The organism is Bradyrhizobium sp. C-145, assembly GCF_023375135.1.
Taxonomy (GTDB): domain Bacteria; phylum Pseudomonadota; class Alphaproteobacteria; order Rhizobiales; family Xanthobacteraceae; genus Bradyrhizobium; species Bradyrhizobium zhanjiangense.
On the sequence record NZ_CP088150.1, the window covers coordinates 1,930,459 to 1,957,009 of the forward strand.

General features: G+C 59.1%; 27 protein-coding genes. 16 read left to right on the top strand and 11 right to left on the bottom strand.

The genetic code is table 11. From position 1 onward, the window contains the following. Window positions 1-63 precede the first annotated feature (63 nt). Together LRP30_RS08985 and LRP30_RS08990 are read left to right on the top strand one after the other, a co-directional pair. Complete coding sequence (locus tag LRP30_RS08985; protein ID WP_128938191.1) at window positions 64-348, top strand: hypothetical protein; 285 nt, start codon at window positions 64-66, stop codon at window positions 346-348. Between the two features lie 138 nt (window positions 349-486). Beyond that, complete coding sequence (locus LRP30_RS08990) at window positions 487-933, top strand: CHRD domain-containing protein (RefSeq protein ID WP_128938190.1); 447 nt, start codon at window positions 487-489, stop codon at window positions 931-933. 51 nt (window positions 934-984) lie between these two features. On the opposite strand, the gene LRP30_RS08995 is transcribed toward LRP30_RS08990, so the two are convergent. From LRP30_RS08995 to LRP30_RS09005, 3 genes are all read right to left on the bottom strand, one after another. Then, the gene (locus LRP30_RS08995; protein WP_249760071.1) at window positions 985-1,350 is read right to left on the bottom strand and encodes a VanZ family protein; all 366 of its coding nucleotides are present in this window, start codon (window positions 1,348-1,350) and stop codon (window positions 985-987) included. 156 nt (window positions 1,351-1,506) lie between these two features. Next, window positions 1,507-3,045, bottom strand: a complete 1,539-nt coding sequence (locus LRP30_RS09000; protein WP_249760072.1) for an EAL domain-containing protein — start codon at window positions 3,043-3,045, stop codon at window positions 1,507-1,509. Window positions 3,046-3,601: 556 nt separating this feature from the next. Continuing rightward, window positions 3,602-3,775 carry a hypothetical protein gene (locus LRP30_RS09005; RefSeq protein WP_164940318.1) on the bottom strand — a complete coding sequence of 58 codons (174 nt, stop codon included), beginning with the start codon at window positions 3,773-3,775 and terminating at the stop codon, window positions 3,602-3,604. Between the two features lie 1,042 nt (window positions 3,776-4,817). Here LRP30_RS09005 and LRP30_RS09010 point away from each other — a divergent pair. Together LRP30_RS09010 and LRP30_RS09015 are read left to right on the top strand one after the other, a co-directional pair. Then, complete coding sequence (locus tag LRP30_RS09010; protein WP_128938186.1) at window positions 4,818-5,108, top strand: hypothetical protein; 291 nt, start codon at window positions 4,818-4,820, stop codon at window positions 5,106-5,108. Window positions 5,109-5,149: 41 nt separating this feature from the next. Then, window positions 5,150-5,566 (top strand): hypothetical protein, encoded by a 417-nt coding sequence (locus tag LRP30_RS09015; RefSeq protein WP_128935771.1) that lies wholly within the window; start codon window positions 5,150-5,152, stop codon window positions 5,564-5,566. A gap of 189 nt (window positions 5,567-5,755) precedes the next feature. Here the strand turns inward: LRP30_RS09015 and LRP30_RS09020 are convergent, their stop codons facing one another. Next, window positions 5,756-6,004 (bottom strand): hypothetical protein, encoded by a 249-nt coding sequence (locus LRP30_RS09020; protein WP_164940317.1) that lies wholly within the window; start codon window positions 6,002-6,004, stop codon window positions 5,756-5,758. Between LRP30_RS09020 and LRP30_RS09025 the strand changes: the two genes are divergently transcribed. After that, window positions 5,997-6,161 (top strand): hypothetical protein, encoded by a 165-nt coding sequence (locus LRP30_RS09025; RefSeq protein ID WP_249760073.1) that lies wholly within the window; start codon window positions 5,997-5,999, stop codon window positions 6,159-6,161. The genes LRP30_RS09020 and LRP30_RS09025 overlap by 8 nt on opposite strands. 221 nt (window positions 6,162-6,382) lie before the next feature. Here the strand turns inward: LRP30_RS09025 and LRP30_RS09030 are convergent, their stop codons facing one another. Next, window positions 6,383-7,582: a hypothetical protein gene (locus LRP30_RS09030; protein WP_249760074.1), complete on the bottom strand. Its 1,200-nt coding sequence runs from the start codon at window positions 7,580-7,582 to the stop codon at window positions 6,383-6,385. A 149-nt stretch (window positions 7,583-7,731) separates the two neighbouring features. On the opposite strand from LRP30_RS09030, the gene LRP30_RS09035 reads away from it, so the two are divergent. Further along, window positions 7,732-7,977 (top strand): hypothetical protein, encoded by a 246-nt coding sequence (locus LRP30_RS09035; RefSeq protein ID WP_128935769.1) that lies wholly within the window; start codon window positions 7,732-7,734, stop codon window positions 7,975-7,977. 352 nt (window positions 7,978-8,329) lie between these two features. On the opposite strand, the gene LRP30_RS09040 is transcribed toward LRP30_RS09035, so the two are convergent. After that, a complete protein-coding gene (locus LRP30_RS09040) occupies window positions 8,330-8,569 on the bottom strand; it encodes a hypothetical protein (protein WP_249760075.1) in 240 nt (79 codons plus the stop codon). Between the two features lie 631 nt (window positions 8,570-9,200). On the opposite strand from LRP30_RS09040, the gene LRP30_RS09045 reads away from it, so the two are divergent. Then, window positions 9,201-9,566 carry a hypothetical protein gene (locus LRP30_RS09045; protein WP_249760076.1) on the top strand — a complete coding sequence of 122 codons (366 nt, stop codon included), beginning with the start codon at window positions 9,201-9,203 and terminating at the stop codon, window positions 9,564-9,566. Between the two features lie 47 nt (window positions 9,567-9,613). On the opposite strand, the gene LRP30_RS09050 is transcribed toward LRP30_RS09045, so the two are convergent. Together LRP30_RS09050 and LRP30_RS09055 are read right to left on the bottom strand one after the other, a co-directional pair. Further along, window positions 9,614-10,276 (bottom strand): hypothetical protein, encoded by a 663-nt coding sequence (locus LRP30_RS09050; protein ID WP_249760077.1) that lies wholly within the window; start codon window positions 10,274-10,276, stop codon window positions 9,614-9,616. A 62-nt stretch (window positions 10,277-10,338) separates the two neighbouring features. Beyond that, window positions 10,339-11,076, bottom strand: a complete 738-nt coding sequence (locus LRP30_RS09055; protein WP_249760078.1) for a metallophosphoesterase family protein — start codon at window positions 11,074-11,076, stop codon at window positions 10,339-10,341. Window positions 11,077-11,264: 188 nt separating this feature from the next. Between LRP30_RS09055 and LRP30_RS09060 the strand changes: the two genes are divergently transcribed. Then, entirely contained in the window at window positions 11,265-11,891 is a 627-nt protein-coding gene (locus tag LRP30_RS09060; protein ID WP_249760079.1) for a transglutaminase-like cysteine peptidase, read from the top strand. Between the two features lie 11 nt (window positions 11,892-11,902). Here the strand turns inward: LRP30_RS09060 and LRP30_RS09065 are convergent, their stop codons facing one another. The 3 genes from LRP30_RS09065 to LRP30_RS09075 form a co-directional block, all read right to left on the bottom strand. Continuing rightward, a complete protein-coding gene (locus LRP30_RS09065) occupies window positions 11,903-13,081 on the bottom strand; it encodes a hypothetical protein (protein ID WP_249760080.1) in 1,179 nt (392 codons plus the stop codon). 239 nt (window positions 13,082-13,320) lie between these two features. Then, window positions 13,321-13,596 (bottom strand): hypothetical protein, encoded by a 276-nt coding sequence (locus LRP30_RS09070; RefSeq protein ID WP_249760081.1) that lies wholly within the window; start codon window positions 13,594-13,596, stop codon window positions 13,321-13,323. A gap of 75 nt (window positions 13,597-13,671) precedes the next feature. Next, complete coding sequence (locus LRP30_RS09075; RefSeq protein ID WP_249760082.1) at window positions 13,672-14,034, bottom strand: hypothetical protein; 363 nt, start codon at window positions 14,032-14,034, stop codon at window positions 13,672-13,674. A gap of 466 nt (window positions 14,035-14,500) precedes the next feature. Between LRP30_RS09075 and LRP30_RS09080 the strand changes: the two genes are divergently transcribed. From LRP30_RS09080 to LRP30_RS09115, 8 genes are all read left to right on the top strand, one after another. Continuing rightward, the gene (locus tag LRP30_RS09080; RefSeq protein ID WP_249760083.1) at window positions 14,501-15,703 is read left to right on the top strand and encodes a polysaccharide biosynthesis/export family protein; all 1,203 of its coding nucleotides are present in this window, start codon (window positions 14,501-14,503) and stop codon (window positions 15,701-15,703) included. Window positions 15,704-15,874: 171 nt separating this feature from the next. Beyond that, window positions 15,875-16,456, top strand: a complete 582-nt coding sequence (locus tag LRP30_RS09085; protein ID WP_249760084.1) for a hypothetical protein — start codon at window positions 15,875-15,877, stop codon at window positions 16,454-16,456. Window positions 16,457-16,487: 31 nt separating this feature from the next. Beyond that, entirely contained in the window at window positions 16,488-17,990 is a 1,503-nt protein-coding gene (locus tag LRP30_RS09090) for an O-antigen ligase family protein (protein ID WP_249760085.1), read from the top strand. Between the two features lie 143 nt (window positions 17,991-18,133). Next, the gene (locus tag LRP30_RS09095) at window positions 18,134-18,748 is read left to right on the top strand and encodes a hypothetical protein (RefSeq protein ID WP_249760086.1); all 615 of its coding nucleotides are present in this window, start codon (window positions 18,134-18,136) and stop codon (window positions 18,746-18,748) included. Window positions 18,749-19,007: 259 nt separating this feature from the next. Continuing rightward, window positions 19,008-21,266, top strand: coding sequence for a polysaccharide biosynthesis tyrosine autokinase (locus LRP30_RS09100; protein ID WP_249760087.1), 2,259 nt, complete (start codon window positions 19,008-19,010; stop codon window positions 21,264-21,266). A gap of 59 nt (window positions 21,267-21,325) precedes the next feature. Beyond that, on the top strand, window positions 21,326-22,039 hold the full coding sequence (locus LRP30_RS09105; RefSeq protein ID WP_249760088.1) for a hypothetical protein: 714 nt from the start codon (window positions 21,326-21,328) through the stop codon (window positions 22,037-22,039). A 1,402-nt stretch (window positions 22,040-23,441) separates the two neighbouring features. Further along, complete coding sequence (locus LRP30_RS09110) at window positions 23,442-24,164, top strand: class I SAM-dependent methyltransferase (RefSeq protein ID WP_249760089.1); 723 nt, start codon at window positions 23,442-23,444, stop codon at window positions 24,162-24,164. A 1,100-nt stretch (window positions 24,165-25,264) separates the two neighbouring features. Next, window positions 25,265-26,296, top strand: a complete 1,032-nt coding sequence (locus LRP30_RS09115) for an acyltransferase (protein WP_249760090.1) — start codon at window positions 25,265-25,267, stop codon at window positions 26,294-26,296. The last annotated feature ends 255 nt before the right edge of the window (window positions 26,297-26,551 follow it).

The following is a 26,551-nucleotide window of genomic DNA, read 5'->3' on the forward strand; positions in this document are numbered from 1 at the left end:
GCAGCAACTCTGCCTTTAGAAGCGGGAGCTAGTCTCGCGGCCGATCAAGCGTGGTGGAAGAACATGCCTCAAATCTGGATGACATACGACGAACTCGGCGCGCTTTGCGGCTGCGGCGCAATGGAGGCCAGGGACCGCGCCATCCATCTGTCGCTCGATCGTCGCAAAAGTCGCGACGGGACGACGCGGGTCAAACTCGATCTGGCACTGACGGCCAGGTTCTTTGCATCCGTTCGTGAGGCTGATTTCGAACTCGATTGCGCCATTGAGGCGCTGCACAACACCCACCGGCAGATGGCCGAGCTCCTGGCTCCCACCCAGCTCCACAGCAGGCGAGGGGTGGCCTGAACCTCCGCATGTTCCGGCCTACGCCGCAGGCTAATTCCCGCGCTCGTTGTCCCGAATCAGCATAAGCTCTGCAGCGGAATTTCCGGCTGTCGTCGGTGTTCAAATCGCGATGGGGAGCGAAGCCTGCAGGAGGAGTGCATGAGCAAAGCCGTGTGTCGGCCGTCGGTGGCACTGTTGGGGACGATCGCGCTGGTTGGAAGCGTCATTGCAGCGAGCGGAATAGCAAACGCGGAAGCCGTGAAGCTGCAAGCCGAGCTCAAGGGAGGCAATGAAGTGCCCCCGAACAGCTCGTCCGGATCGGGCAAGGCAGAAGCCAGCTACGACACTGTAACGAAGGTTCTGACTTACACCGTCACCTATGCCGGGCTGACTGGACCGGCAATGGGGGCGCATTTCCATGGCCCCGGCGAAGCCGGCAAGAACGCCGGCATCGTCCTCCCGTTCAAGACGGTGCAAAGCCCGATCCAGGGCAGTGCCACACTCACCGACGCGCAGGCGGCAGATCTGCTGACCGGAAAATGGTACGCGAACATCCATACGGCCGCGAACCCGGGCGGTGAGTTGCGCGGCCAGATGATGAAGTAAGGACCGGTTGCGCGTGCCACCGGTCATCTCGCTCAAGCGATACCGGTCGCTTCAGGACGGCGGTCTCGGCAAGAACGCCAGGATCATCTGGGCGAGCATGACACCCACGGTGCCCCCCGCCGCCTTCTGGAGCACGTCGAGAAAGCCCGGATCCCGGTTGGGTATGAACGCCTGCATCAGCTCCAGCCCCATAGCGACCGCCACGACGAGCGAGCAAGCCAAACCGAGCCGTCCCGGCAGCAGGAAGGAAAGCAGGAAGCCGAGCAGCCCATAGGCGCTGAAGCGCTCGATCACGACGATCCAATAGGCCTCGTGATGTCCCATGAGCGCGGGTCTTCCCGCCAGCTTCGCCAGGGTGGCATAGACGATCAGCGCTAGACAGATGCTCGCGGCTGCGATGAGGTGGCTCCTGCCCATAGCGCCAACATACAAGGTTGGGCGCCCGTCCGGTTCGAAAGACGAAAATATCGTTAAAGGCGTTGGCCGCTGTCAAAGGCTCCGCTGGCACAAGCACGGTGATACCGTTTGGCGGCTCACCCTCCCGTTAGGGAAACGGAAGTTCTTCCTCGACGGTCAGGCCACCAAAGCCGCATCGTTCGAGACCGCCGCGCCTGACTGCGCCGCCCGGCGCGACTCGACGAGCTCACTAAACTTGGCGAAGGGCAGGGGCGGCGCAACGAGATAACCTTGGCCCTCCGCTACGCCGGATGCGAGCAGTGCGCGGAGCTGCTCCTCGGTCTCGATGCCTTCGGCGACCACGCTCATATGGAGGTCTCTCGCGAGCGCCACCAGCATCTCCACGATCGTCGTCGTCGACGCGTCCACCGTGATCGTGTCCACGAAGAACTTGTCGATCTTGATCATGTCGGCGCCGAGGCCCTTCAGTCGAGACAGTCCGCTATGGCCGACGCCGACGTCGTCGATGGCGACGCGGAAGCCGTGGTCCCGCAGCTCGGCGACAACCGCCGCGGCGCGCGCGAGATCGTCGAGCTCATCGCGCTCGGTTATCTCGACCACGATCTGGCGCGCGGAGACCCTTGCGGTCAGAACCTTGCGACGCAGCGTTTCAACGAAGCCTGCACTCAGGAGATGCCCGGGCACGACATTCAAGGACATCTTGAAATTCTTGTTTGCCCTCAGCAATGGCTTCAGCTCGGCGAGCGCCGATCCCAGGATCTGCCAGGTCATCGCCTGGATGCGTCCGCTGGATTCGGCGAGCGGAATGAAGTTCATCGGCGGGACGACCGAGCCATCTCGGCGCAGCCAGCGAACCAGAATCTCGCAGCCCTTGATCTGACCTGTCCTGAGATCGAAGATCGGTTGGTAGTATGGCTTGAATTCGCCGGCCGCCAGCGCCCGGTCGAGATCGGCGACGGGCCCCTCCATTCGGCGGCTGCGTGCCAGCAGGATGCCAAAGATTGCGCCAAGTCCAAGGGCTACTGCGAGCGCGGGCCAATAAGCCTCCTGATTCCAGCTCGAAAGCACCGCATGCTCGAGCCCGATCGTGGCATGAAGCGGGAAGCGCGTGGAAGTCCTGTCGAAGCTGATCGGCTCCAGCAGGGACTTGCCGGCGTCGGTCTGGAATTCGCCAAGCTTCTCGCCACTGCTCAAGGCGAGGATCACCTCGCTGTGCGCCCGCAGTTCGGCAGGCATGATGTCGAACAGGCTGGCGTTGATGCCGACAATGGCGACGAGGGCGGAGCTGCCATTGATGTCCCTGAGCACGCCCAAGGCGTCGCCGCCGAACTGCTCCACGCGGAACAGCGAAAGCGCCTTGTCGCGCGAAGGCAGCATATCGCGGCGATTCACCCATCCCTTGTCGAATTCGAGCGTCTCGGAATAGGCCGAGCAGATCACCGAGCCGTCCGGGTTGACGAGGCGGACGTCCTTGATCGCCGAGCGCTGATAGACGTGGAGGCGGATGGCTTGCAATGCCGCGGGCTCGCAGCTGGCGAGATTGCGCTTTGCGAGCTCGTCCAGGCTGGCCGCGGCAAAATCGACCGCAAATTCGGAGCGGCGCAGAACGACCTCGGTCAACTCGCTCAGCTGATGCGCCTGCTGGTGGCGAATGACGGCCTCCGCGGCGAAATGGCCCGCCAGGGCGAACGCCATCGTGCTCGCAAGCACGAGCTCCGCAAACGGGAGGTCGGGTCGCTGTAATCTCATCCGGTCCGGGCGAAATTCAGGGCAGGCTTGAAAATTGATCCTAGCCTGCGGGGACTAAGATAGCGTTTAACGGGCCGAAGGAACGGAGATGCCCCAGCTACGGAACCACCTTTAGAGGGGCCTAGAAGAAGACGTACAACTGGCCGGTGAACGGGCCGGACGGACCGCCGCAGGCAGGCGGCTCAATTGGCGCTCACCGCCCGCCGCGATGGCGGAGGGAAATGACCTCTGGAGAAGGTCGGCTCGGCCTATCGCGGTGGAGCGTGGCGGGATGGCGGGTGGCTCGCAGCCGAAGCACCACGAAAGCGACGTTGATCGCCAGCCAAACCAATATCGCGGAAATGGCAAAGTGGAGCACTGCCAGACCTCGCCGTGAAGTCTGGAATCAAACACCCAATGGTTGCTTTGGTTCCGTCCTGCCAAGGCGAAAAGCTGCCGCTGGGTCGAAGAGGAGCCTTGCCGCGATGATGGCGCTGCCGTCCTCGACTCTCTCTTTCCGAGGCTAGCCTTTCTTATTCGTCTTCGGCTTCAACGAAAGACCAAGCCGCAACGCCATGCGCTTGATCGCATCAGTCGAGCGCCCGAGAACTTTCGCCGCCTCTTCCAGCGAAGCCGAAGACTTGGCCAGCTCCATGAGCCGGCGGTCTTCCTTGAACGACCAGGGCTTGCGCGCCATAACCGAAATGATCCTCTCGTCGACACAAGGGACAAAGCCGCCAAGCGACCCATGTTCGCTCGACGGCTTTGCTTGGGTGGGGCCGGACTTGGGGGAGCCCGGTGCGAAGATGGATAAGCGAAACGCGAGACTTCGCAACAAACACTGCGGATTAAGCTAACCGCTCAACCTTACCGCGATGAAGTTGGTGTATGACGCTCCGTATAACCACGGAGGTTTCGTAGGAATTGTCTGCAATCGCCAGCAGCCACGTGCGAAAAATGTGTCGGAGGTAGCTTCATCACGCAAACTACAGACATGCTCGACCACCAGCGCGCTTGCAGCTTGCGGCTGCTTGCCGAGGTGAACAGGGGTTAACATCGTCGGCTGGATATCGCTCTCGAACAATGAGAGATTTCGTCATCCTCTCCTGCCCCTAGGTTTTCGCGCGACCAAACTTCAAGCACCATGTTGCACAAACTTCATGATCGTCTGACAAAAGTTTCAGCGCCGATGACCTTGAAGTCGTCGCAACATCACGTTGAAATGTACCGGGAGGAGCGTTCCGAAAATTGGGAACATTCCAAATGCTTGCGATTCTGGTTTTGATTTCGATTTTTGCAGCTGGCTTTGGCTGTGGCTATGGTGTGCGAGCGTGGCGCTCGCGCAAGCGATCAGAACGATATCGTCTCTATGCGCCCTACACGCCGGCATCGATGGGAGTGAGACAAAGCGAGCATCCATCGTAATGGCAGAACCATGGGCGCGATGTTTCGGTCGGAAGTTGATCTTGCCTCGCGGCAAGGTCGGATAACCATGTGCGGTTAGGTTAACGTGGTGCGGTCCTTGAGAGCTTCGGAAAGGCAACCTAAAACGTATCGGTTCATTGCAAGAGTTTAGCCGCCTCGATTTTCTCGGGGCCCGCATGAGTGGGCGTAGATGGCGTATTTGATTGCGTTGCTGGGCGCGACTTGCGTCCTCATTTTGATCGCTTTTGTTTGTACCTTTGATCGGCGACTGAAAGATCTTCCGGGGCCTTGGATCATGAATGAGGGCCATTCGAATGATTGATCAAAGGCACAACGCACCCCGCAGGTATTTCGTCGACGCCCAAGGGCATCGCGTCCTGATCGGCCTTTCGCTGGAAGAGACGGCGGAGTTCGAAGCGCTGGATCCTTCACAGAACGAGACGGCGCAATTCGCGTCCGAGATTTGTGTGAACGACGGAGCCGTTGCGGCGGACGAAGTTCGCTGGCTTGAGCTCTATTCCAAGCACGAAGGGGCTTGGCGGGCGTGGATCGCACAAAGCCAGGCGGAGCGGGCGCAGGATTTAAGCTTTGTTAACTATGTCTGACCGATGGTAGCCGCCTAAATCTCGAATGTGGGATGGCCCAAATGTTTCAGCTGTTCCTGAGAGCGCGCGCACACAATCTTCTCGGCTCCCGCCGTGAGGACAAAGGTTTTAAAGCCCGCTCCGTCGAGCGTGACGCAGAGACCGACCGCGCGCGGATCGGTGCCGTGCTGGCGGCGATCGAAACAGCATTGCAGGAGGCGGAGAGGGAGCAGGCCGGCCTCAACCGGCGTGTTGACGATGCTCTCGCACGTGCATCCGTCACCTTCGGAAACGGCACCGATGAGTATCTCGAGCGGGAGCCGCTCGACAATTATCATCAGGATCTCTTTGCGGCCGACATCTCGAATGGCCAGCGACGGCTCAAGGAATTGGCAAGCACCATCGCGCACTTGAAGTTCGTCAAGACCGCAATGCTCACGCGCTTTCCGGATTTCAAGCCGCCGCAGCTCGACAGCTAGTATCGCGGATCTTGCTGCGCGCTCTGCGGCCATCCTTCGAGACGCCCGCTCTAGGCGGGCTCCTCAGGATGAGGACGGAATGCGCGGCAGCAGTTTCAACGGGGCTGACGCCGATTAGCGTCATCCTGAGGAGGCGCGTAAGCGCCGTCTCGAAGGACGAGGCGTGTGCGCGCAGGCCGCCACCAAGAGTCATTTCCGATAGCCCTGCGGCAGGCAGGGCAGACCGCGTGACAATTCGGCGCTGCTTTGCCGTTGGGCGCTTCGAGCCTTTTTGATATGGTTCGGCGGCCATTCACGGATTGAAGGAGCGAAAGAGGTGCCAGTCAAGAATTTGAGGACGTTGGTTGGATTGGCATGCGCTTTGACGCTGGCCGCGCCGGCGACGGCTTCGGCCATCACGGCGGAAGTGGCCCGCGCATGCGATGCGGCGATGGCCAAGGCCTTTCCGCCCAAACAGATCGGCAACCCCGCGGCCGGGAGCACCAAGGGAACGGCCAAGGATAAGCGCGAATACTTCCAAAAATGCGTTGCCAACAATGGCAAGGTCGACGACATGCCGGCGGACGCGCCAAAGGACAACAAGCCGGCGAAATAAGAACAGGGTGGCTACGGCCGGAGCGTTTTCGAGCGAAGCGGATACCGGTTCGCGTGAAGAAAACGCGTCAAAACAAGAATCTAGAGCTTCGGTTCTGATTCAATCAGAACCGATCATGCTTTAAAGCATGATCCGGAAAAGTGCGCCGCGATTTTCCGAAAAGATCATGCTCAAACAACAACCTAAAGCGCGATGACGATACATCCTGATCTCATCGCGCTTTAGCGTCGGGGCGGCGGACAGGGCGAGTAGAACGCGCCGTTCGCCGCATTGATGCGTTCGACGCATTGATTGGGATCAGTGACCGTTCCGGCGACCGTGAAGTCGTAGCCCATGCCCTTGACCACCACGACGTAGCGACCGGGGGCGAGCGTAAAGCCGTCTTGCTCCGGTTGGAGCAACAGCATTCTCGACTGGTCTTCGACCGGACCTACCTTGTAGGGGTACGACATGCTGCGGATGACCCAGGAATCGCCGGCGCTGACCATGGCGGCTTTCCCGGTGGCATCGACGCCCATCGCCCGGGAGACTTTCGCGACCACCCGAACTTCGGTTCCGCTCGCATCGACACCCCCGTCGGGCCTGAACACGATGAATCTGACGTCGCCGCCCATCAATGTGGTTGCGCTCGGCGTGTTGATGGCTGCCGAGATCGCGACGCGCCGGTCCGGAATCTTTCCGGGCACCGGCTTGAGCTCATGGAGCTGGCCCTCGCTCAAGGCGTAGACGCCGAACGTCGTCGGCAAAGGCATCGACGGCTGTGCAGCTTGCGTCGGCTCCTTATTCGGGGTCCGTTCAACGGTTTCGCCCACCGAGGGAGTCGGAGTGACGGCCGGCTGAGATTCCGGGCCTTTGGGTGCGCGCTCGAGCGGCAGCGCCACCTGCGACAATGTGGTCGGTTGTGTCCTCAATCGCGACCAATAGGCAGCCGCGGCCCCGACACCCGCAATGACCAGGAGGATGGCGGTCAATCGAACGAGAGATTTGAAGACGCCGCTCCGTTTGAGTTGGTCCAGCGATCTTGACGGTGCCGCGGGTCCGCGTGGCGTTTCCGCGGCCTTCGAAGGGGCTGGCGAAGCCATAGCCGGCGGCGTCGGAATGGGCGGCGGAGCAGGGGCGTTGTCCGGCGGAGAATTCGCCACGACAGTGGCGGCTGCCCTTGCCGGTGAGGACGGCTCGCTTCGCTCAAAGGACCGTTCGACCTCCCGGATGGCGCGTTCGAGCACTTGCTGGAGCGCGCGCGCCTCCCGCGCATCGGCGTGGTTGAATTGTTCCAGCAGCCTGATGCGGGCCAATTCGTAAACGACGTCCCGCATCTGCCCGGGGTCGTCGGAGATTTCGCGGATCCGCCCTGATAACAGGCGGACAAGTCCAGCCTTGATCTCGTCCGCGTTGGCTGCAGTGTCGCCGGGCTCGGTCATCAAGGCCGATCAACTACCCCGGATACAGCTGTTTCGCTAGGCTTTTTCATCCCCGGATCCCTCGATCCTGCGCGCACATGTCTCGAAGAGCTTGCTTTTGGGCAAAAACCTGTGACATTTCGCCCAGCTCCTCTTTCCGGTGTTTGACGATGCGCGGCATTTTGACAGCAATCACATTTTTGGCGTTCCTGGTTCAGCCCGCTTCGGCGCAAGGGGTCAAGGATCAGGCCAACACCACCAGCTCCAGCATCATCACAACGCCCACGAAAAAGGCGCAGACCATCCAGGCCGCGTCGCGGCCGACCGCCGTCCGAAATGTGACGGGGAGCCTTCCTGCCGGAAGGGCGGTCCAAGGCGTCTGGCGGGATGGCAAGCTGATTGCCGTGCCTCGGTGAGGTCACGCAAGGAACCGTGAAGCAGCCGTGAAGGAACGGTGTTCGCCTCCCTGACGTTCTTGCTCGGGAGATCTCGCATGAAACGCTTAGTCTTGATCACACTCGCGCTTGTCGTGCCTGCCGGCGCCTGGGCCCAGGGCGTCAACGATCCGTCGACGCCCAATCGCAACGTGATCATCGTCAACCCGTCGCAGCCCTCGCCGTCCACAGCGACGCCAAATATTCCGAGTCGAATCGAGCCTCCCGTGACGAGGGGCGGACACGCTCACCCCTATCACGGGAACAGAACCCGGGGCAGCGGGTCGAGCCGTCGTTAGCCCTGCCTGCACCTTTCGGTGGCGTCGTGAGACAGCTATTGCGGGTTTACCTCGACCTCCAGGATCGATGTCTCGCGATGATGACGGCCCTTGCCCGAGATCACCAGCGTGAACTTGTCGGCGCCGGGCGTTTCGTTTCCTGCCGAATAGCGGAAGCCGGACCCGACCACCGCCAATTGTCCCCATGATGGTCCGCTCACGACCGACACGTTGAAAATCTGCATATACGACCAACGCAGTCCCTGGATGCAATCTGCCCCAGGCGCGATCGACATGGTCCATCTCACTGAATCTTCCGAAAAGGCAAACGGCGTCCGCTCCTTGATGCAGACGGGACTGGCGTGCGCCGTCAGGCCAGACATGAAGGAAGCCGCGACGGCAATACTTAACAGCAATAACGGTCTTGCACGCATTCTCGGCAACTCCACCAGCGCGTGCCGAAGTTAACAGCAATGACCTAACGAGGTCTTAGAACAGAGCGTTTGCCCTCAAGCCGATCAAATGACGCGGATCTCAGATACATCAATCATCCGTCGGCCTCTTTCCGGATCATGCCATCCTGCCCCTGTTTTGCCCGACGAGTCAATCCGAATTTCGGAAAAGGCGTAACCCATTGATCCGACTGGTGCCGGCTACTGTGCATGGGGTTGTTTTTCAATTTTTTGATAGGACGGCCCCCGAAGGCCCCCAGGTGCTGAAATCCCCGCGAGCTAAGTGGAAAGGTTGCCCCGCGAATTGGCTTTCTTGCAATCGGCAAAGGTATAGACTGAAAAACTGGAGATGAGGAAATTGGTCAATGGCAGTCCTTGTCGCTCTGCCTGGAGTCATTAGCGTGCGAACGGGTCGACGTGGCCACTGTGAAAAGCGGTTTGGGAAGCTGCCTCAGGCGGTCATCATCGTTGCCGGTTGCTCGGCCTTAGTCTTGCCTGTCCGTCCTTGTGTCTCGCTCAGACCGAACCGGAGCCCTCGATCAACGACTATCTTCCGCCAAGCGAGCCGGAGATCACGCGCGACGAATGGCGGCAGCGGATCGAGGACGCGCGGCGCCGCGCCAAGGAGGTCTCACGCGAGCGGCGCGAGCATCCAGAGCTCTACAAGCCGATTCCGGAAGATCCGGACCTTGTCGCGTCCGAACGTCTCCTCAACGACGACAGCTTGCAACGAGGCGACATCGTCGCGACCAAGAAAGGCATGTTCGTCTACCAGGGGCGATCCGAGCAACCGCGCCGCGATCACGACTTTGTGCCGGTCAACCCGAAATCGGTGCGCTGAGGAATTCGCGGCAGCCCAGGAGCGATAGCAACGAAGCTCGCACGGGTTCAGTATCGCCGCATAATCTCGTTGAATTTGGGGTCGGTCACTTTCGTGGTCTCGAGCAGCAGCGACTTGCCTTGCGGCGTCGCCTGCACGTAGGCCGCGATCAGCAGGGGCTCGTAACGAGAGCGATTGGCCAGCGCCGACCGGATGTCGGACTGCGCCAGGAGCTTGATCTCTTCATCGGTCGCGGCCGCGCTCGACGTCACGGTCTGAACGCGAGAGAAGGCAACGTCGATCGGCACCGATCCGGTCAAGTAAGACATCTTCACCGCAGGCGTTACCGCCTCGCCGGCCTGAGCCTGTAGCGTGCCGAGCGTGAGCCATAGCGCGGGCCTGATCGGTGATAGTTTCAAGGCGGCCACGACGGCACCTTGAGCTGCCTTGTTCTCGCTGGCCCTGCCGCCCGCGTCGATGGAGGGGCGGTGAAGGAAGTCAGCGGCCATCGCTGCCGCGTAATTCGCAAGCAACTCGCCATCCCATGAAAAGGATGCAAGGCCACCGGCTGCCGCCAGCTTGGCCTTGTCGGGCGGAATCTCGCCCGAGAACAAGTCGCTCGCACGAAAGTTCGGCCGTATGAGATCGCCGTAGAACGCCATGCCGGTGTGAAGCGCCAGCACGATTGCGGTCAAGATGCCGATGACACGAAGCGGGATCATGCGATTCATGGTGGAATTGACGAGGCCTGTGAGCGCGAGCCGACGACGGGACCGAGGTTCAGCCAGAGCCCTCAAATTGCGAGCAGACTATCGCCTTGGATCGTCAACAGCGTCAAGTTGCCGGTCGCGTAGGCGCCGGTGTCGATGTTGATGCGGTTTGGTCGAATATCGGGCGCGCTGACCGGCGTGTGACCGTGAACGATATATTTGCCGAAGCGCTCCTCGGAGGCCAGGAATTCCTCGCGGATCCAGAGCAGATCCTCATCCTTTTGGCGATCGAGCGCGATGCCTGGCTTGACGCCGGCGTGAACGAAAAAGAAATCGCCGCACGTGAAGGAGGACGGCAGTTGCTGGAGGAAGGCGAGATGCTCGGGCGGGAGCGCGCGCTTCAATTCCTCGATCAGCTCGACCTGCTGCTCCGCGGACGGATTCATGGTCGGCCTGATGCCATAGGAGACCAGCGTCAGGAGGCCCCCATAGTGGCGCCACTCCTGCAAGCGGGCGGGGTCCCTGAGGACCTCGAGCAGGAAGACTTCGTGGTTGCCCTTCAGACAAACCGTCTCGTGTGATTTCGAGCGCGCGATCAAGAGATCAAGAACGGCGCGCGAGTCCGGGCCGCGGTCGACATAGTCACCGAGAAACACCTGGATGGCTCGTTGGGGAGCCGAGCGGGCAAGATCGGCGTCGATCACGGTTAACAGCGATTGAAGCAAATCGGCGCGGCCATGCACGTCGCCGATCGCATAGACGCGAACGCCGTCGGGTAGCCGAGGCTTGGTCTTCTTTCGAAAGCGTGAGGAAAGGCCCATCAGGTCGGTCGAATCGCATCCAGCGTCACGAGCGTCGTGACCGCTCTTAGCAGAACCAGTCACACATCGATATTCTTAATTGTTTGCAACCAACGCGCCCGCATTTTGATTAAAGGATCGCGTGGCCTTTGAGCCGTATTTCAAGAGGTCTCGCGTAGCGTCCTTTCCTACAAGAAGGGGAGCGCGACATGCGCAAAGTTGTAAAGTTCCTGGCGGCCGTGGCCGCAATCGTCGTTACTGCGGGGGTGCAGCAGAGAGCGGAAGCCGCCTTCGTCGGCGCGCCCTTGGGGTTGCGCGGTGCCATCCAGTACATCAAGTTCGATCAGCCGACTCTGGCACCGATGGCGTTCACCATCTTTTGCCTGAAGTACAAGGACGAGTGCAGGCCGCGGCCGCAGCAGATCGTGTTCAGGGGCGGTCGTCTGAAGCTTACGGCCGAACGGCTGGCGCAGATGCAAGAGGTTAACCAAAGGATCAACACCGCGATCCGTCCCGAGGCCAACCTGGAGGGGCTGCGCGGCGAGAAATGGCTGCTGCATCCGGCGAGCGGCGACTGCAACGACTACGCTGTGACAAAACGCCACGATTTGATCGCCAAGGGCTTTCCGGCGCGCTCGGTGCTGCTCAGCGAGGTCGTGACCACCTGGGGCGAGCATCATCTCGTGGTCGTGGTGCGCACCTTCTCCGGCGATCTCGTGCTGGACAATCTCTCCGGTCACATCCTACCGTGGTCGAAGAAGCCCTATCGCTGGGTCCGCATCCAGTCACCCAAGAACCCGAACTACTGGGCGTCACTCGGCGATCGCGCCGTCTGATGATCGGCGTTCTATCGTGATGAGGATTGGCTGACGCTCTGCGACAGCCCCAGTCCCACGATCACCGAAAGACACAGGATTGCTGCCGGGCGCAGCAGTCCCGGACCGGCGAAGCTCTGGACGAGTGCAAAGAGAACGCAGGCCGCGGTCGCCGCTGGGAAGAACGAGTCGCGTCCGCGCTGGAGCGCGCCGAAGAACAGGCGCACCAGAGCGATCAGGCTTACTGCCATCATGGCGGTCAAACCGATCCATCCCGTATCCGCAAAGACGGCGATGGCCGCCGAGGGCGCAGCCAAAGTCGTGCCAGCCTCGCTCTGATAGATCTTCGCGACGGCCGAAAAGCTTCCTGCCCCCGCGCCGAACCAGCGTGTGTCGGCCAACATCCGCTCGAGGGCGGCCTTCGTCTCGCCTCCCGCATCCGGGACGAGCCGCATGAGGATCGGCCCAGAGCTCTTCTCGAAGAGGAAGGTCAGGATGATGGTCGCGCCGATCAGAGCTGCCGCCGACAATGCGCCCGCGGCCAACGGCGAGAGGTCGAGCCTCCGGATGACGAGGATCAGCAGGATCAGCATAACACCAAAGGCCGCTGCGATCGCGCTGTTCGTTCCGGAAAACCCAAAGATCGCGGCTGCGCTGGCCGAGGCTCCGACAAGGCCGCAAAGGCCGATCGCGATCGAGCGAAGGACCGAGTGATGCGTTTCGGCCCGTTCAGCAGCGAGCTGCATGACCGCTAAATTGAGCATGAGGCCGAAGCCGGCCAAAGTCGTGGTGAAGTCAGAGGGCGCGGCTGCCGCAACGGCCGGCGACAGCCGATGCAAGTCCAAGGTCAAGGCGGAGACCGCGGTCACTCCGCTGAGCACGAAGAGAACCAGCTCGGCACGGCCGCGGTTGCGGACCACCAGGATGGTGACGCCGAGCAATGAGATCGCCGCGAGTGCCAGCAGCAGCGCGTTCACCGTCAAGCCGGTATCGGCCGTGATCGGCCCGAGCGACAGGCCACCGAGGACGTCGTGAGCGCTGGCCCAGATCGGATGCGCCCAGCTCAGCGGAAGAGGGACGAGTTGGGCCGCGATGCACAGCGGAATGGCGAGCAGGATCCACCGGCCCCAGGCGGCCGCGCGCACATAATGGTCGTAGTCGGCCTTCCGCGCGGCCGAAGCGGCCGCCAGCAAGCTCAGCGCTGCGGCCATCGTCCCGAGCTGCGCACCGACCCTGGCGCCGGCAATTTCGAGAGCAGAAGCTGAGACGATTGAAACGATGAGGGCAAAATAAGCGAAGGACAAACGGCGCGCTCGAAGGGAATCCTGAAACGGTCAGGTCACCATACAAGCGGGCGATGGGTTTTCAAACAGACGTCTATCAGGACAACAGCTTGACCTTCAGCCTTCGCGCGCCCGCGAAGGTCCATCGCAGTGTCAGTCGGCGTAAATCAGCGAGCCGTCTTGACTGGGCGGGCGAACACGCGTCTGGCACGCGCGGCAGCAAGGCCAAAGCGCGCCCCTGATCCAAAGAGATAGCCGCCCTGGAGGGCAATGGCGGCGAACATCACGTCTTTCAGGCTCTCAACCACGGTGAGATCGACCATCAAGCCGACCGGAATCGCGGCGAGCACCATGACGAAGGTCAACGGCAGGAGCACCAGGACGCGAAAGCGTTGGCCCAGCACGGCACCTACGAGAAAGCTGAAAATCAAAAACGCGGTCATCCGAAACACTCTCCGTGCTCCGGACCCTAGGTTCCCCCGCTAAAAAGACCCTTAAGTTGTATGGCTAAATTTGGCCTATTGGCTGCAATTTGCCAGCAGCGAATGATAGGCCTCCCGCAGTCCGTTTAGGGCCACCGTACCTTTGATCTCGCTGTCGCTTTCCTCGACGGCAACGGACAGTGAGGGGGTCGTCTGCCACTTTCCGGCGGCAAAGGCCGAGACCTCATCGGGCAAGAGCACGGCGGCCCCCGCGGCCGCCATGCTGGCATAAAAGGTCAAGGTGCCGCCGCCGGCCGCAGCGATCGTGACCCTAGGATGGCTCCGCGGTGGGAAAGGCCGGATCAAGGCCACCAACACGTCGATCTTGCCCTTCGGCGCGCAACGGACGATCAGGCCGGCGAAGTCCGGATCGGATTGGCTGGTGTCCGCCGTCTTCATGATCGCGGCGAAGCTCTCGCCGTCCTTCGTCCCTTGGGTCCGGCTGAATTTCCAGACGGAGGAGGAGGCGGAGGTGGCGACCTCAACAACAGCCGGGTCGTGGCAGGTGGATCGGGCGCTGTCAGCGCAAGGTATTGTACCGTCCAATGGGCGATCAGCGGCGCCAAGGAGGGAACCTGCCAGCAGCGGGATTAGAAGGAGGCCAGACACGGGGATTCTTGATCTTAATATAAAGAGGGAAGGAGCCTTGTCCTGGACACACCACGCCCTCGCCTTAGGCGATTTGTTTGGCGACCGGGCACACCAAACACAACAAATGGTCACAAAGGGTTAAACTACGCCCCAAAGAGTGGCCCGCACGCAACAGTGGCGGACGGATCGCACCATTAACCACCGGGAACCCTTGTCGCACCGCCCCCTAGGCCGTACCAATTTACATCAATTGGGGACCTCTCGGGCGCGATTCATGCAATCTATTGCCAAGACCTATGTGTTCAAGCCTGCGTTCTTGCTGGTCGCTTTAGCGCTCGGGGCCTGCTCGACCAATCCCGGCTCGGGTCCGTTGACAGATGACGTCAACAACAAGATCCAGACAGAAAACGCGCCTGCTTACGAGCTGGTGCCGATCAACCCCGCTACGGTGAAGATCCTGCACACCCACGAGCCCAAGGGGCTCGCGGGGGCCTTCACGGACAAGCGGCCGCCGGCCAGCATCGTGTTCGGCATCGGCGACGTCGTCAGCGTTACTATCTTCGAAGCTGCCGCCGGTGGTCTGTTCATCCCGGCGGAAGCCGGCGTCCGTCCGGGTAACTTCGTGACGATCCCGGATCAATCGGTCGACAATGACGGCTTCATCACCGTGCCCTATGCCGGTCAGGTCAAGGCGGCGGGCCTCACAGCGGTTCAGATTCAGCGAGCCATCGTTGAAAAGATATCCAACCGCGCCATCGAGCCGCAGGTTGTGGTTGCGATGTCCTCGCAGCGAACCCAGCTCATCAGCGTGCTCGGCGAAGTCAACTCGCCGGCGCGTTATCCGGCGAGCGCGGCGGGTGCGAAGGATCGCGTGCTCGACGCGATCACCCGCGCCGGCGGTATCAAGGGTCAGGGCTTCGAGACCTGGGTCATGCTGGAGCGTGGCGGACGGCGGGCAACCGTGCCGTTCGAAAATCTCGTGATGACGCCCGAGAACAACATCTATGTTCGCCCCGACGACAGCATCTATGTCTATCGCGAGCAGCAGAAGTTCCTGGCGTTCGGCGCCAGCGGCCAGAGCGGCGAGTTCAATTTCGATGCCTGGCGCATCAACCTCGGCGAAGCCGTCGGCAAGGCCGGTGGTCTCTTGGATGGCCAGGCCGATCCGGCTGCCGTGTATCTCTACCGCCGCGAGCCGCGCGAGGTTGCCGCCCAGCTCGGCATCGACGTGAGCAAGTACACGTCAGAGACGATCCCGGTCATCTTCGCGGTCAATTTCCGCGATCCGGGTGGCTTCTTCCTCGCCACCAAGGTCATGATGAAGAACCAGGACATCATCTACGTTTCGAACTCGCGCAACGTCGAAGTTGCCAAGTTCCTGAACTACCTGCGCGTGATCATGGCGACCGGCAGCGATGCCGTGAACCTCTCCAACGATGTCCTGATCTTCCGCAACAACATCAAGACGGCGCCGTAAGACGCCGACTTGATCGACCAAAACCGATGGCACCGGGGCTTTGTCCCGGTGCCATTTTCGTTTAGCAACCGAAGCGGTTCTGCTGCGGCTACGATTTCGGGATTTGGATCAAGGCGCCACTGAGCACGTCGCGCCGGCCATCGGTCATCCCGCAGTGTTGCAAGGGGCTTCATGCGCTTTCGAGCATTCTGGCGTCTTCTGGCTCTCGTCCCTGCTGCCGTCGGACTTGGACCGTTCGGGCAGGCCCTTGCTGCTGCAGGGGAGCTCGGCGTTCGCCATCGCATCGACGTGATAGTCTCCGCCGAACCCGATGCGCCGATCTTGTCGCGTCTTCGCGGGGAAAAGGGCGAGCTCTCGTTCACAGTCCGGCTGTCGGCGAACTCCAAAGAGAGCCGATTTTTCGGGATGCTGCGCCCGTCTTTACCGGAGATCGTCGTCCCCGATGGCTCGGGCAAGCCGCTGGTCCAACAGACCAAGCTCTGGGAGGAGGATGTCTGTCATCAGCGCCGCGGCCTGCCCAAGGTCACCGTCACCCGGCTTGAGGGTCGGTTCGGCGAGGGGGAGGGGCGGATCGAGATTTCCGCCATCAACCGGCACATCGGCCTTTTGGTCCCACCGGATGAGTTAACCCCCGGAATAAAACTCAAGCCGGGGAGTGATAGTCTTGGGCTATTCTACGCCTTCCGGGCGCAGACCCGGAACAGCCGCCTCAACGTTGATCTGAAGATCTATCCGATTGATTGCTTCGTCTAAAAGCTAAAGCAAAGCTCGCTCCAGAACGACGATGCGCATTTGGCCTCCCAACATAAGCTGGTCCAGGATTCGCTGGTCGTGGAGCCTGCCCGCGACCTTCATCCTGTTCTTCGTGGTCGCCAGCGCACCGTTTCCGTTCGGCTCGACCAACGATCTGTCGATCGCGTTCTGGTGCCTGTGCTTGGGAATCGCGGTGATCTTCGCGCCGACGCGCGAGCTGCGAAGGCCGCATCTATGGCTGCTCGCCGGCATCGCCGTGATCGTTGCCGCCTACGCGTTCGTGCTGCATGAGCAGCTATCCGATCATCCCTGGGTCGCGCCATTCCAGCCGATCTGGAAGCAGGCGTCGGATCTGCTCGGCGTGCCGATCGCCCCGTCCGCTTCCATCGTGAAGAACGAGGCGTTCTTCGCGCTCGGCGCGCCGCTCGCCAACATCCTCGCCATCGTCCTCGGCATCACCGTCGGGGCCGATCGCGAGCGCGCGCGCTGCATGCTGTGGGTGATCGCGATCTCGGGCGCGGCTTACGCGCTCTATGGCGTGCTCTCGTTCCTGATCGAGCCGACCATGATCCTGTGGCGGGACAAGACGGCCTATCTCGGCAGCGTCACCGGCACCTTTATCAACCGCAACACGGCGGCGGCCTATTTCGGCTCCTGCGCGGTGATCTGGATGCTGCTGATCCTGGAAGATGTCCGCCGCCGCCTGCCGGAGCGGCATATCGAATGGCGACGCCTGTCGCTCGATCTGCGCACGATCCCTCCAAAAGAAATCCTGCCGCAGCTCACATGTCTCCTGATCTGCCTGATGGCGATGTTCATGACGGGATCGCGCGCCGGCGTCGGCCTGTCGCTGCTCGCGATGATCGTCGCGTTCACGCTGTTCCTCCGGAAGGATCTGCCGCGACGCACCGGCATCTGGATCTCGCTCGGCTCCGGCCTCGCCGTCGCGCTCGGCCTCTTACAGCTCCTGGGCGGCCGCGTCTCGAGCCGGTTCGACAGCCAGGGCCTGGTCGACGAGGGCCGCATCGAGGCGTGGAAATCGACGCTTCGAATCATCGCCGATAATCCCCTGTTCGGCACCGGCATGGGCACCTTCCAATGGGCCTTCCCGCCCTATCGCAGTCCCAACATCTCGATTCGCGGCATCTGGGATGCCGCGCATTCGACGCCGCTGGAGCTTGCCTCCGAGGTGGGCATTCCGATGGCGCTCCTGGTTGCGGCCGCCTGGGGGATCATGCTGCTGGTTCTGGCCAAGGGCGTGTTCGGGCGACGGCGCGACGCCATCATCCCGCTGGCGGCCGCGGCCACCGCCACGCTGTCGCTGCTGCATTCGTGCCTCGACTTCACGCTCCAGGTGCCCGGCTACAGCATTCCATTCTTTGCGCTTTTCGGCGCGGGCCTGGCGCAGTCCTTCTCGACCCGGGAGGGCCGCTCCGCAAGCGATGCCGTCGCTACCCGCGAGCGAGGCGAGGGCCGCACCTCAACCGCTGACACAACCGCGCGGCGAATGCCTCAGCTTCATGAAAGTATCTAGATTTGAAGCAGTTGCGCTGTTTACGAAGTCTTTAGAATAAATGGACAGCTCATTTCTCTTCGGATAGGTTCCGCGCTGCACAGCCATTTGCCCCGGGGCCGAGGAAGCAAAGCGGGGCAGCTGATTTTTTTGGAGGTCTATTTATGAGCGTTATCAAGATTGCGCTTCGCATGGCTGCCGCCGCGGCCCTCACCGCGACGATCACCTCAGTCGCAAGTGCCGCCGTTTATCCGCCGCAGCGCCAACTGCCGGCCCAAATCATTTCCGAGTTCAAGGCCTCGCCCAACAGCTTGTTGCAGCAATATCCGACCGGCGGCCCGCAGCTGATCTCGCGCGTGCGCGACCTCGGCGCCTCCGATCCGACCACGCTCCCGGGCCTGATCGCGCTTCTGAAGGATCCCGCGACGAGCAAGGACCAGATGCGTGCGATCGTGGCCGGTCTCGCGCAGGTGGCTCGCATGGCGGCGCAGCAGGACCAGGCCTATGGCAATGAGATCCAGACCGCGATCGCCGGCACCGGAAATCCCGATGTGATCGCCGCCTATCAGGCCGCGACTGGCGACGTTGCGACTGCTGCAACAGGCGGCGCGGGTGGCGGCGGTACTGGCGCGGGCGGCCCGACGGGAACGAGCGGATTTGCGACCGGCGGCAATGGCGGCGGTGGCTCTACGTTCGGCAGCAATACGACTGCAAACAATGGCACGGGTACCGCCAGTGGTTCGGTTGGAAGTACAACGAACAGCGTCAGCCCGCGGTAATCAGCGAAAGGCACGAGCTTCCTTCATCATAACAGCGGCGCCGTCGGCGCCGCTTTGCTTTTAGCTTGTTAAGGTTCACATTAATTGGTTGCGAGTTGGGATGGTTGCGCTGCATCAATGACATTCAATTGCAGATGATATTGTGTTAGTCTTGGACGTAGGTGAGCTTTACGGATCGGATTTGTTCCTCCGGATGCCGCGGGCCTATTGGTAGACTTCCAATCTTTAAGCTAATCGATTCATTTTCAGGAATTCCTAGATGTTGCAGGTGAACAAGCCGACCTCGGAGATCAACCGTGATTTCGCCGAGGCCGACGGCTCTCCGTCGCAGACGCTGACCTCTTATCTCGACATCGTCCGCCGCCAGTTCCCGACCATGGTCGCGATCGTCTCGAGCTGCGTGATCCTGGCGCTGCTCTATCTCTTCACCGCCGCGCCGCAATTCACCTCCACCGCTTCGATGGTGATCGACACCCGCAAGGTGCAGCTATTCCAGCAGCAATCCGTGCTCGGCGATATCGCGATCGATTCCGCCACTGTTGAAACCCAGGTCGAGATCCTGAAATCCGAGAACATCAGCCTCGCGGTGATCCGCGACCTACATCTCACGGAAGATCCGGAATTCATCGCCAACGGAGGCGGCCTGTTTGGCGCGATCATGGGCACGTTTGTCGGCTTCTTTTCTTCCGGCAACGCGCCTTCCGAATTTGAATTGACGCGCAAGGCGCTGCAGCACCTTGAGAGGAGTCGCATCATCAAAAGGGTTGGGCTGACCTATGTGATGGAAATTGGCTACACTTCGCCGGATCCAGCGAAGGCTGCTAAGATCGCGAACGCGATCGCCGACGCCTATATTGTCGACCAGCTCGAGGCAAAATACCAGGCGACGCGCCGCGCCAGCGTGTGGTTGCAAGATCGCATCAGGGAATTGCGCACCCAGGCTTCCGCCGCGCAGAAGGCAGTCGTAGATTTCAAGGCCGCCAACAATATCGTCGACGCCGGCGGGCGGCTGATGAATGAGCAGCAGCTTGCGGAGGTCAACAGCCAACTCATCCTGGCGCATGCGGCCACTGCCGAGGCGAAGGCTCGGCTCGATCGCATGAATGAGATCGTCAAGCAAGACATTCCGGATGCCAACATAACCGACGCGCTGAAGAACGACACTATCGTCAAGCTGCGCGGGCAATATGTTGATATGGCCTCGAAGGAATCGATCTGGTCCACCAAATATGGTCGCGATCATCTAGCTGCGGTCAATCTGCGCACCCAAATGGCCGAGATCAGGAAGAACATTCAGGATGAGCTTAGGCGCATCCAGGAATCCTACAAGAGCGACTACGACATCGCGATGACTCGGGAAGAGGCGATCAAGTCGAGCCTCGCCAACGTGGTCTCGGAATCGCAGCTCACCAATCAGGCCCAGGTGCAGCTGCGCGAGCTCGAGAGCAACGCGCAGTCCTATCAGGCGATGTATGACAATTTCTTGCAGCGCTATATGGAAAGCGTGCAGCAGCAGTCGTTCCCAATAACCGAGGCGCGTGTGATCAGCGCGGCGACCACTCCGCTGATCAAGAGCTCTCCCAAAAGCTTGATGATCCTGGCTGCGGCGCTACTCGGCGGTTTGATGCTCAGCTTGGGAATCGCGATCGCGCGCGAGCTCATTGACAAGGTTTTTCGCACCACGGTCCAAGTCGAGGAGCAACTCGGCGCCAATTGCCTGGCTATCCTGCCGACTCTACGCGGGCCAGGCCTAGGTCCGACGCTTCCAGGGAAGCTCGGCAGGAGGAAGAATAATCCTCAGTCGGATCTGTTACGCTACGTGGTGGACAATCCCTTGTCGCGCTTCTCAGAAGCGGTGCGTTCACTGAAGGTGGCGGTCGATCTCAATTCGATCGTGCGCGAGAACCGGGTCTTGGCAGTGACTTCGACCCTGCCCAACGAGGGAAAGAGTACGCTTTCAACCAATCTGGCGCAGCTCATCGCCCACGGCGGCGCCCGGGTGATTCTGGTCGACGCCGATTTGCGCAATCCCTCGCTGTCGCGTGCCCTGCTGATGACGGATACGCAAAGAGGCCTTGTCGATGTCGTCGCTCAACAGGCGCAGCTCCAGGATGTCATCACGGTCGATCCACAAACCCAACTCGCGATCCTGCCCGCAGGTACCACCTCGAAGTTGCTGCATACTAACGAGATCCTCGCCTCTAAGCAGATGCGCGACCTCGTAGCGCTGCTACGCTCGAAATACGATTATGTCGTTCTTGACATGCCGCCAATGGCGCCGGTCGTGGACGTCCGCGTCACATCACCTTTTGTCGATTCCTATGTATTTGTCGTCGAATGGGGCAAGACCAAGATTGACGTGGTACGGCATAACTTGCGCAACGCGCCGGAAATTCAGGACAAGCTTTTGGGCATCGTTTTGAACAAGGCCGACACTAGGCTGCTGTCGCGCTATGAGTCGTATCACGGTCGCTACTACTATCAAAAATACTATGCCCGATATGGATATGTGGAGTAGCGCAGGCTCAAATCGAGTTGATCTAGATGCAGCGGAGAGTATTGCGGACGTCGATCTGCTTGCTTGGCCTTGCCAGCGTGCTTTGGTCCGTTTCGGTCTTTCCTTCGTTCTGGCTGACGGCGGCAGCCCGAACAGTTTCCGAGCAAGTTCTCAAACAGGTTAGGTTTAGACCGGGAGCTTTGGCGGAGATTTTGAATCGAATGCAGGCGCAACCGGTCAGGACGCCATCGCCGCCGGAACTCGCGCGCGCCGAAGCTCTAATCCAATTGCAGGCGGGTGAGGACGCGCTCGAACGAAACGGCTCGACTGAAGCGGATCATAGATTGGAGACAGCCGAAAGGAAGATCCAGCTGACGCTCGCCGTGTATCCGACTGATTCCTTCCTGTGGCTGATGATGTATTCTATCGACACGACACGGAATGGCTTCCGTCGCGAATGTATCAGCTATCTCCATCAGTCCTATATGACTGGACCGCTGGAGGGGTGGGTTGCACTTCGTCGAAATAGACTAGCGCTCTCCGTGTTCGCTCTGCTTGAAAGGAAAACCCAAGACTCGGTCATCGCGGAATTTGCGAAGATGGTCGATGCAGAGTTTATCGAGATTGCAATGGCCAACCTTACTGGGGTCGGGTGGGAAGAGCGAGTCCGCCTTCTTAGCAATCTGGTATCCGTAGATATTTCGCGTCGCGAGACGCTCGCAAGGAAATTGGCGCAGATCGGTGTAAAGGCTGACGTGCCTGGAATTAGAATTGACGAAAGGTTTTTGCGGTGATTGTTGAGACCACAAGTCAGCGGTTTGTTTCCTGTCCTGCCATTACGCTTCTACTTGCAGCTTGGCTCTCCATCCTGGGCGGCGAGGCACGTAGCGAAACAAGTTCTCGATTCACCATCCAAGGACCGGCTGAAAAGTCTAATTCACCCGTTATTCGGGACGCGTTGAATAGACCTTGTCTAGACGTGGAGGCTATGTCGCGTACCCATATCGTGAACTCGCAAATCATGGATGATATAGTTAGCGTAAAAAACAACTGCCCCAGAGCAATCAAAGTCAAAGTCTGCTACTTTGGGTCAGAAAATTGCAATCTGTTTGATGTGCAGGCGTACAAACGGGTCGACACGGTCTTAGGCAGCACGAGCGGAAGGCGGTTCTTCCGTTACTCCATTCAGCAGCGCTAGGTAAAATGGCCAGATAGATTAGCAGAGACCGGAGTACAGATGCCGCCAAGAATAGTTGCATACGAGAGTCGAGTTGTACCGCATCTCGCCGCTTTCTTGGAGTCCTGCAAGAGGTCGAGCGCCAACGTAGAAGTAGTGCAGTCCGGTCCGGAGAGGTCACATTCCCATTATAAGCGCTTTCGAGAAAACTATTTTCATTTGTCTCCGAACCCGCCGGCATTTGAACTGGCGTGCTTCGATCGCTATTTCGCGGTAAATGAGTACTTAGTCCGCTCTTGTCTGAACGACGCCATCCTGTCTGACACTGACGTTTTGGTTCAGCCCTGCTTCACAACGTGCATAGACCAGTATGTCGGAGGGGTAGACGTAATGTTGAGCGCGCTGGATCAGCGCGGTAGAGGATCTTCGTACATGGAAATGTCCCCTCATTTCTCTTACTGGACGAGAGATTCCCTTGCGTCGTTCATCAATTTCATCGTTTGGTGTTACACATCTAGCAAAGGTCAGGAGCTGATTAGGTCGACAGCGTCCACTAACCAGCAGATATCGAACCGGTCCGGCGTCTCCGACATGACCCTTTGTGCGTTGTGGGTCCAAAGTGAGAAGCCAAATTTTTTGAATAGTACCACTATCATCCAGGGTGTGACGATTGATCACAATATTGCGTTAGCTACTCATTCTGAGCCAGATCAATTCAGTATGAGATTGGGTGTAAAGCAACTGGTCCATTCGGACGGAATTTTCAAGTTTCGCACAAGAAGTGGCTCTCTTGTTAGCCCCCTCGCATTGCACTTTCAGGGCAGGTACAAAATATCGATGGCTGATGTGCTAGAACGGAGGCGTTTGGCTGCAGCTATTAAGTTCGGGCTAATCAGCTCTCTGAGGAAAATAAAGCCCCTCGTCGAGATTAACCGTATCACGTCTTAATCGTTGCTCGCCCTTATCTAAGACGACATGAATCGAAGTATCGTATGATTTTGGGGCTGCAGAGAAGTAGCATGTCCAACACGTTTTATGGCGAAGAGTTCTACAATTGGCAGCGCGAGGCGTCATTCTCGTCCGCTGTAAATATGCTTCCTATCGTTTTCGAAATAGTAAAACCTAAGAGCGTCATAGACGTCGGTTGCGGCGTCGGCACTTGGCTAGCTGCTGCAAAGTCACTGGGCGCTCAAAGGGTGGTGGGCGTTGAGGGAGCCTGGATAAAAGACGCGAGGATGGCGATAACCGAGCCTGTAGTGCTGGCCGACCTCGAAGCGAGCATCCCACTAACTGACCGATTTGACCTCGTCATCTGCATGGAAGTGGCCGAGCATCTATCTGAACGAAGGGCGCCATCCTTAATTTCAGACCTCTGTGGGCTTTCCGATGTGGTTCTATTCGGGGCCGCCGTACCAGGACAAGGCGGCAATAACCACGTCAACGAGCAATGGCAAAGTTATTGGGCGGATCTCTTTCGCTCGCAGGGGCGGCTGCCCTATGACCTTGTTAGACCTAAGGTGTGGTACAGTGACAAAATTGATTTCTGGTACAAGCAGAATGCACTGCTCTATATGACAGAGCAAAAGGGAGCTGAGCTGAATTGCTCGGATGCACTGGGCAGCATATTAGATATCGTGCACCCAGAGATGTCGCTTAGGCAAGATGGACCGCGGGATTTATTGAAGAAGATCCCGCGGGCTACAGCGAGGGCTTTCGAAAAGCGTCTGAACAAACCAGGTTGAACCTAATCGACGCCTAGGAATCGCTGTGCGTTCCGGCTCCGGGCCTCATCTGACACCAGACGCGTCCCAAGTGCCGGCCCGTCTCCCGCCAGACCTGTTGTTTGTCTTTCTAGCAGCCGAAAATTTTAAGTAGGGGTAAGTTTTGAATAAAATTCGATACGCGACCGCAGCATTGCGCGCGGAGCTTGTCTATCGCAAGTTTAAAAATGCTACTATGGTCGGTCATCTACAGTACATTGAGAATCTGGCGATAGCTTCGACTGCGGCACGCAACGTCCCCGGCGCAATTATCGAGTGCGGCACATGGCGAGGCGGCATGTCTGCTGGACTGATGAGTACAATGGGGCCCGACCGTCAATATTACTTCTTTGATTCCTTCGAAGGTTTGCCGCCCGCGACGTCGGAAGATGGACCAGCGGCAGTGGCTTATCAGGCTGACGTTAGCTCTATACACTACCGCGATAATTGCAGGGCTACGATCAAGGAATTTGAGGGGGCTATATCGCGAGTCAGGGGGCCTTCATACAATCGCCGAATCATTCAAGGCTTTTACGATAAGACCTTTCCAACATTCGATATGTCGAGAGTTGGACCTATAGCCGTCCTTCGACTAGATGCTGATTGGTACGAGAGTACGATTCTGTGCCTTAGGAAATTTTGGACAAGCGTAGCTGAGGGGGGGGTGCTTCTGATAGACGATTATCAAACATGGGATGGCTGCACAAAGGCGATTAACGAATTTTTCGGCGCGACGGACCCGATCCAACGGATATGCCAAGGGCCGATCGGGCGTGTGAGTTATCTTATCAAGCGCAAAACGGCGGCAAAATAGAGCTCGTCTCGGGTCTTTAATAAGTCTATCTGGACGTTGCATCCTGAATTTGAGTGCTAGGCGAATGCCCTAATAATATGCGCCTTGGCTTCAGCAAGAATGCGCTCACTACGGCGTTGCGAGATAATTGCTCTTCCGTCTACATCAGACTTCGGGAAACGACTGGAATCTGTGCAGATTTACGGTCTTAGGCCATCTGTGTCCTTGGCAGGGAAAGCAACTCAGTGATTGCGTGATAATGATTGCGATATAGAGCTGGTTTCGCGAAATGAGATATCGGTCAATTGACGCTTTGCGCGGCGTCGCCGCGACGGCGGTTATGGCGTTCCATTACGAGGCATTGTTAGATTTCCAATGGCCAAATCTATGGCCTGACACGGCTAGAAATTTCTTTCATCTTGGGCTGACAGGCGTTGAGCTCTTCTTCGTCATCAGCGGTTTCGTGATACTGCTCACGCTCGACAGAGCGACCAATAGTCTCCATTTCTTAATTGGACGAGTCGCCAGAATCTATCCCGCCTACATCGTCTCGGTCGTCCTGTCGGCTCTGTTTCTTTTTTCGATAGGCGCAGCCACCCCGATCCAAGCAGTGATAAATCTGACCCTCTTGCAAAAATTCATGATGGTTGAGGACCTGATCCCTCCGTATTGGACACTGGCATATGAGTTACTGTTTTACTTTGTTATGGCCTGCGTTGTCGCTCTCGGCTTACTTCGAAATATCGACTACTTCGCCATTGCATGGCTCGTCTTGGCGTATGCCGTACGGATCTCTCACATCGACCTTCACGCGCTCAAGCTTGAATTCCTAACGATGATCAAATTTGGTCATCTCTTCATCGCAGGGATGATGCTCTATCGATTGGTCTCTGGCTATCGCAGCGTACCCGTCTTTGTTGCGTTGGCTCTAGCAGTTGGCTACTCCGCCTTCGGACGCGATGAATGGTGGGCGAGAATCCCTCCTTTAACGTACTTTCTTCTCAACGGTGCCTATATTGCTTCCGTTTGGTGCGCGGCGATCACTGCCTTGCAACCTCCCCGCTGGCTCGTGGAGTCGGGCGAGTACTCTTACTCCCTCTACTTGCTTCATTTGCCCATCGCTCTGGTTTTGGTCTGGCTCGCGGACCAGCAGCACGTTCCTCGACTGCACGCGATTATTGTTGCGTGCCCCCTCACCTTTGCAGCTTCATTTTTGTCTCGGAGGTTTATTGAGATTCCGGGTCAAGAGGCTCTGACGCGGATCCTCATCAAATTGGCTGGCAAGCGACATGCATTCGGCCTGAAAAGACCTGCAATCTAATGACCGCCTAACCCAAGAGCGCTGACCGAACAGCATTAACCTAATTGCCCTGAATTCCGTCATTCCGCCCGCCGCACATTTGGGGGTAGCTACTTCCCGGATTGTTTCATTTCGCCGCGTTCGTGCCATGCCTCTTTACCGTGCACTTTCTGGCTATATCGGACCAGTTAAGGCCAGGACACGCGTGTCACAACTTGGGCCCCAATCTACTTCGGTCCAAGATTAGCGGCTTTCCAGGATAACAGCGTTGCTGGC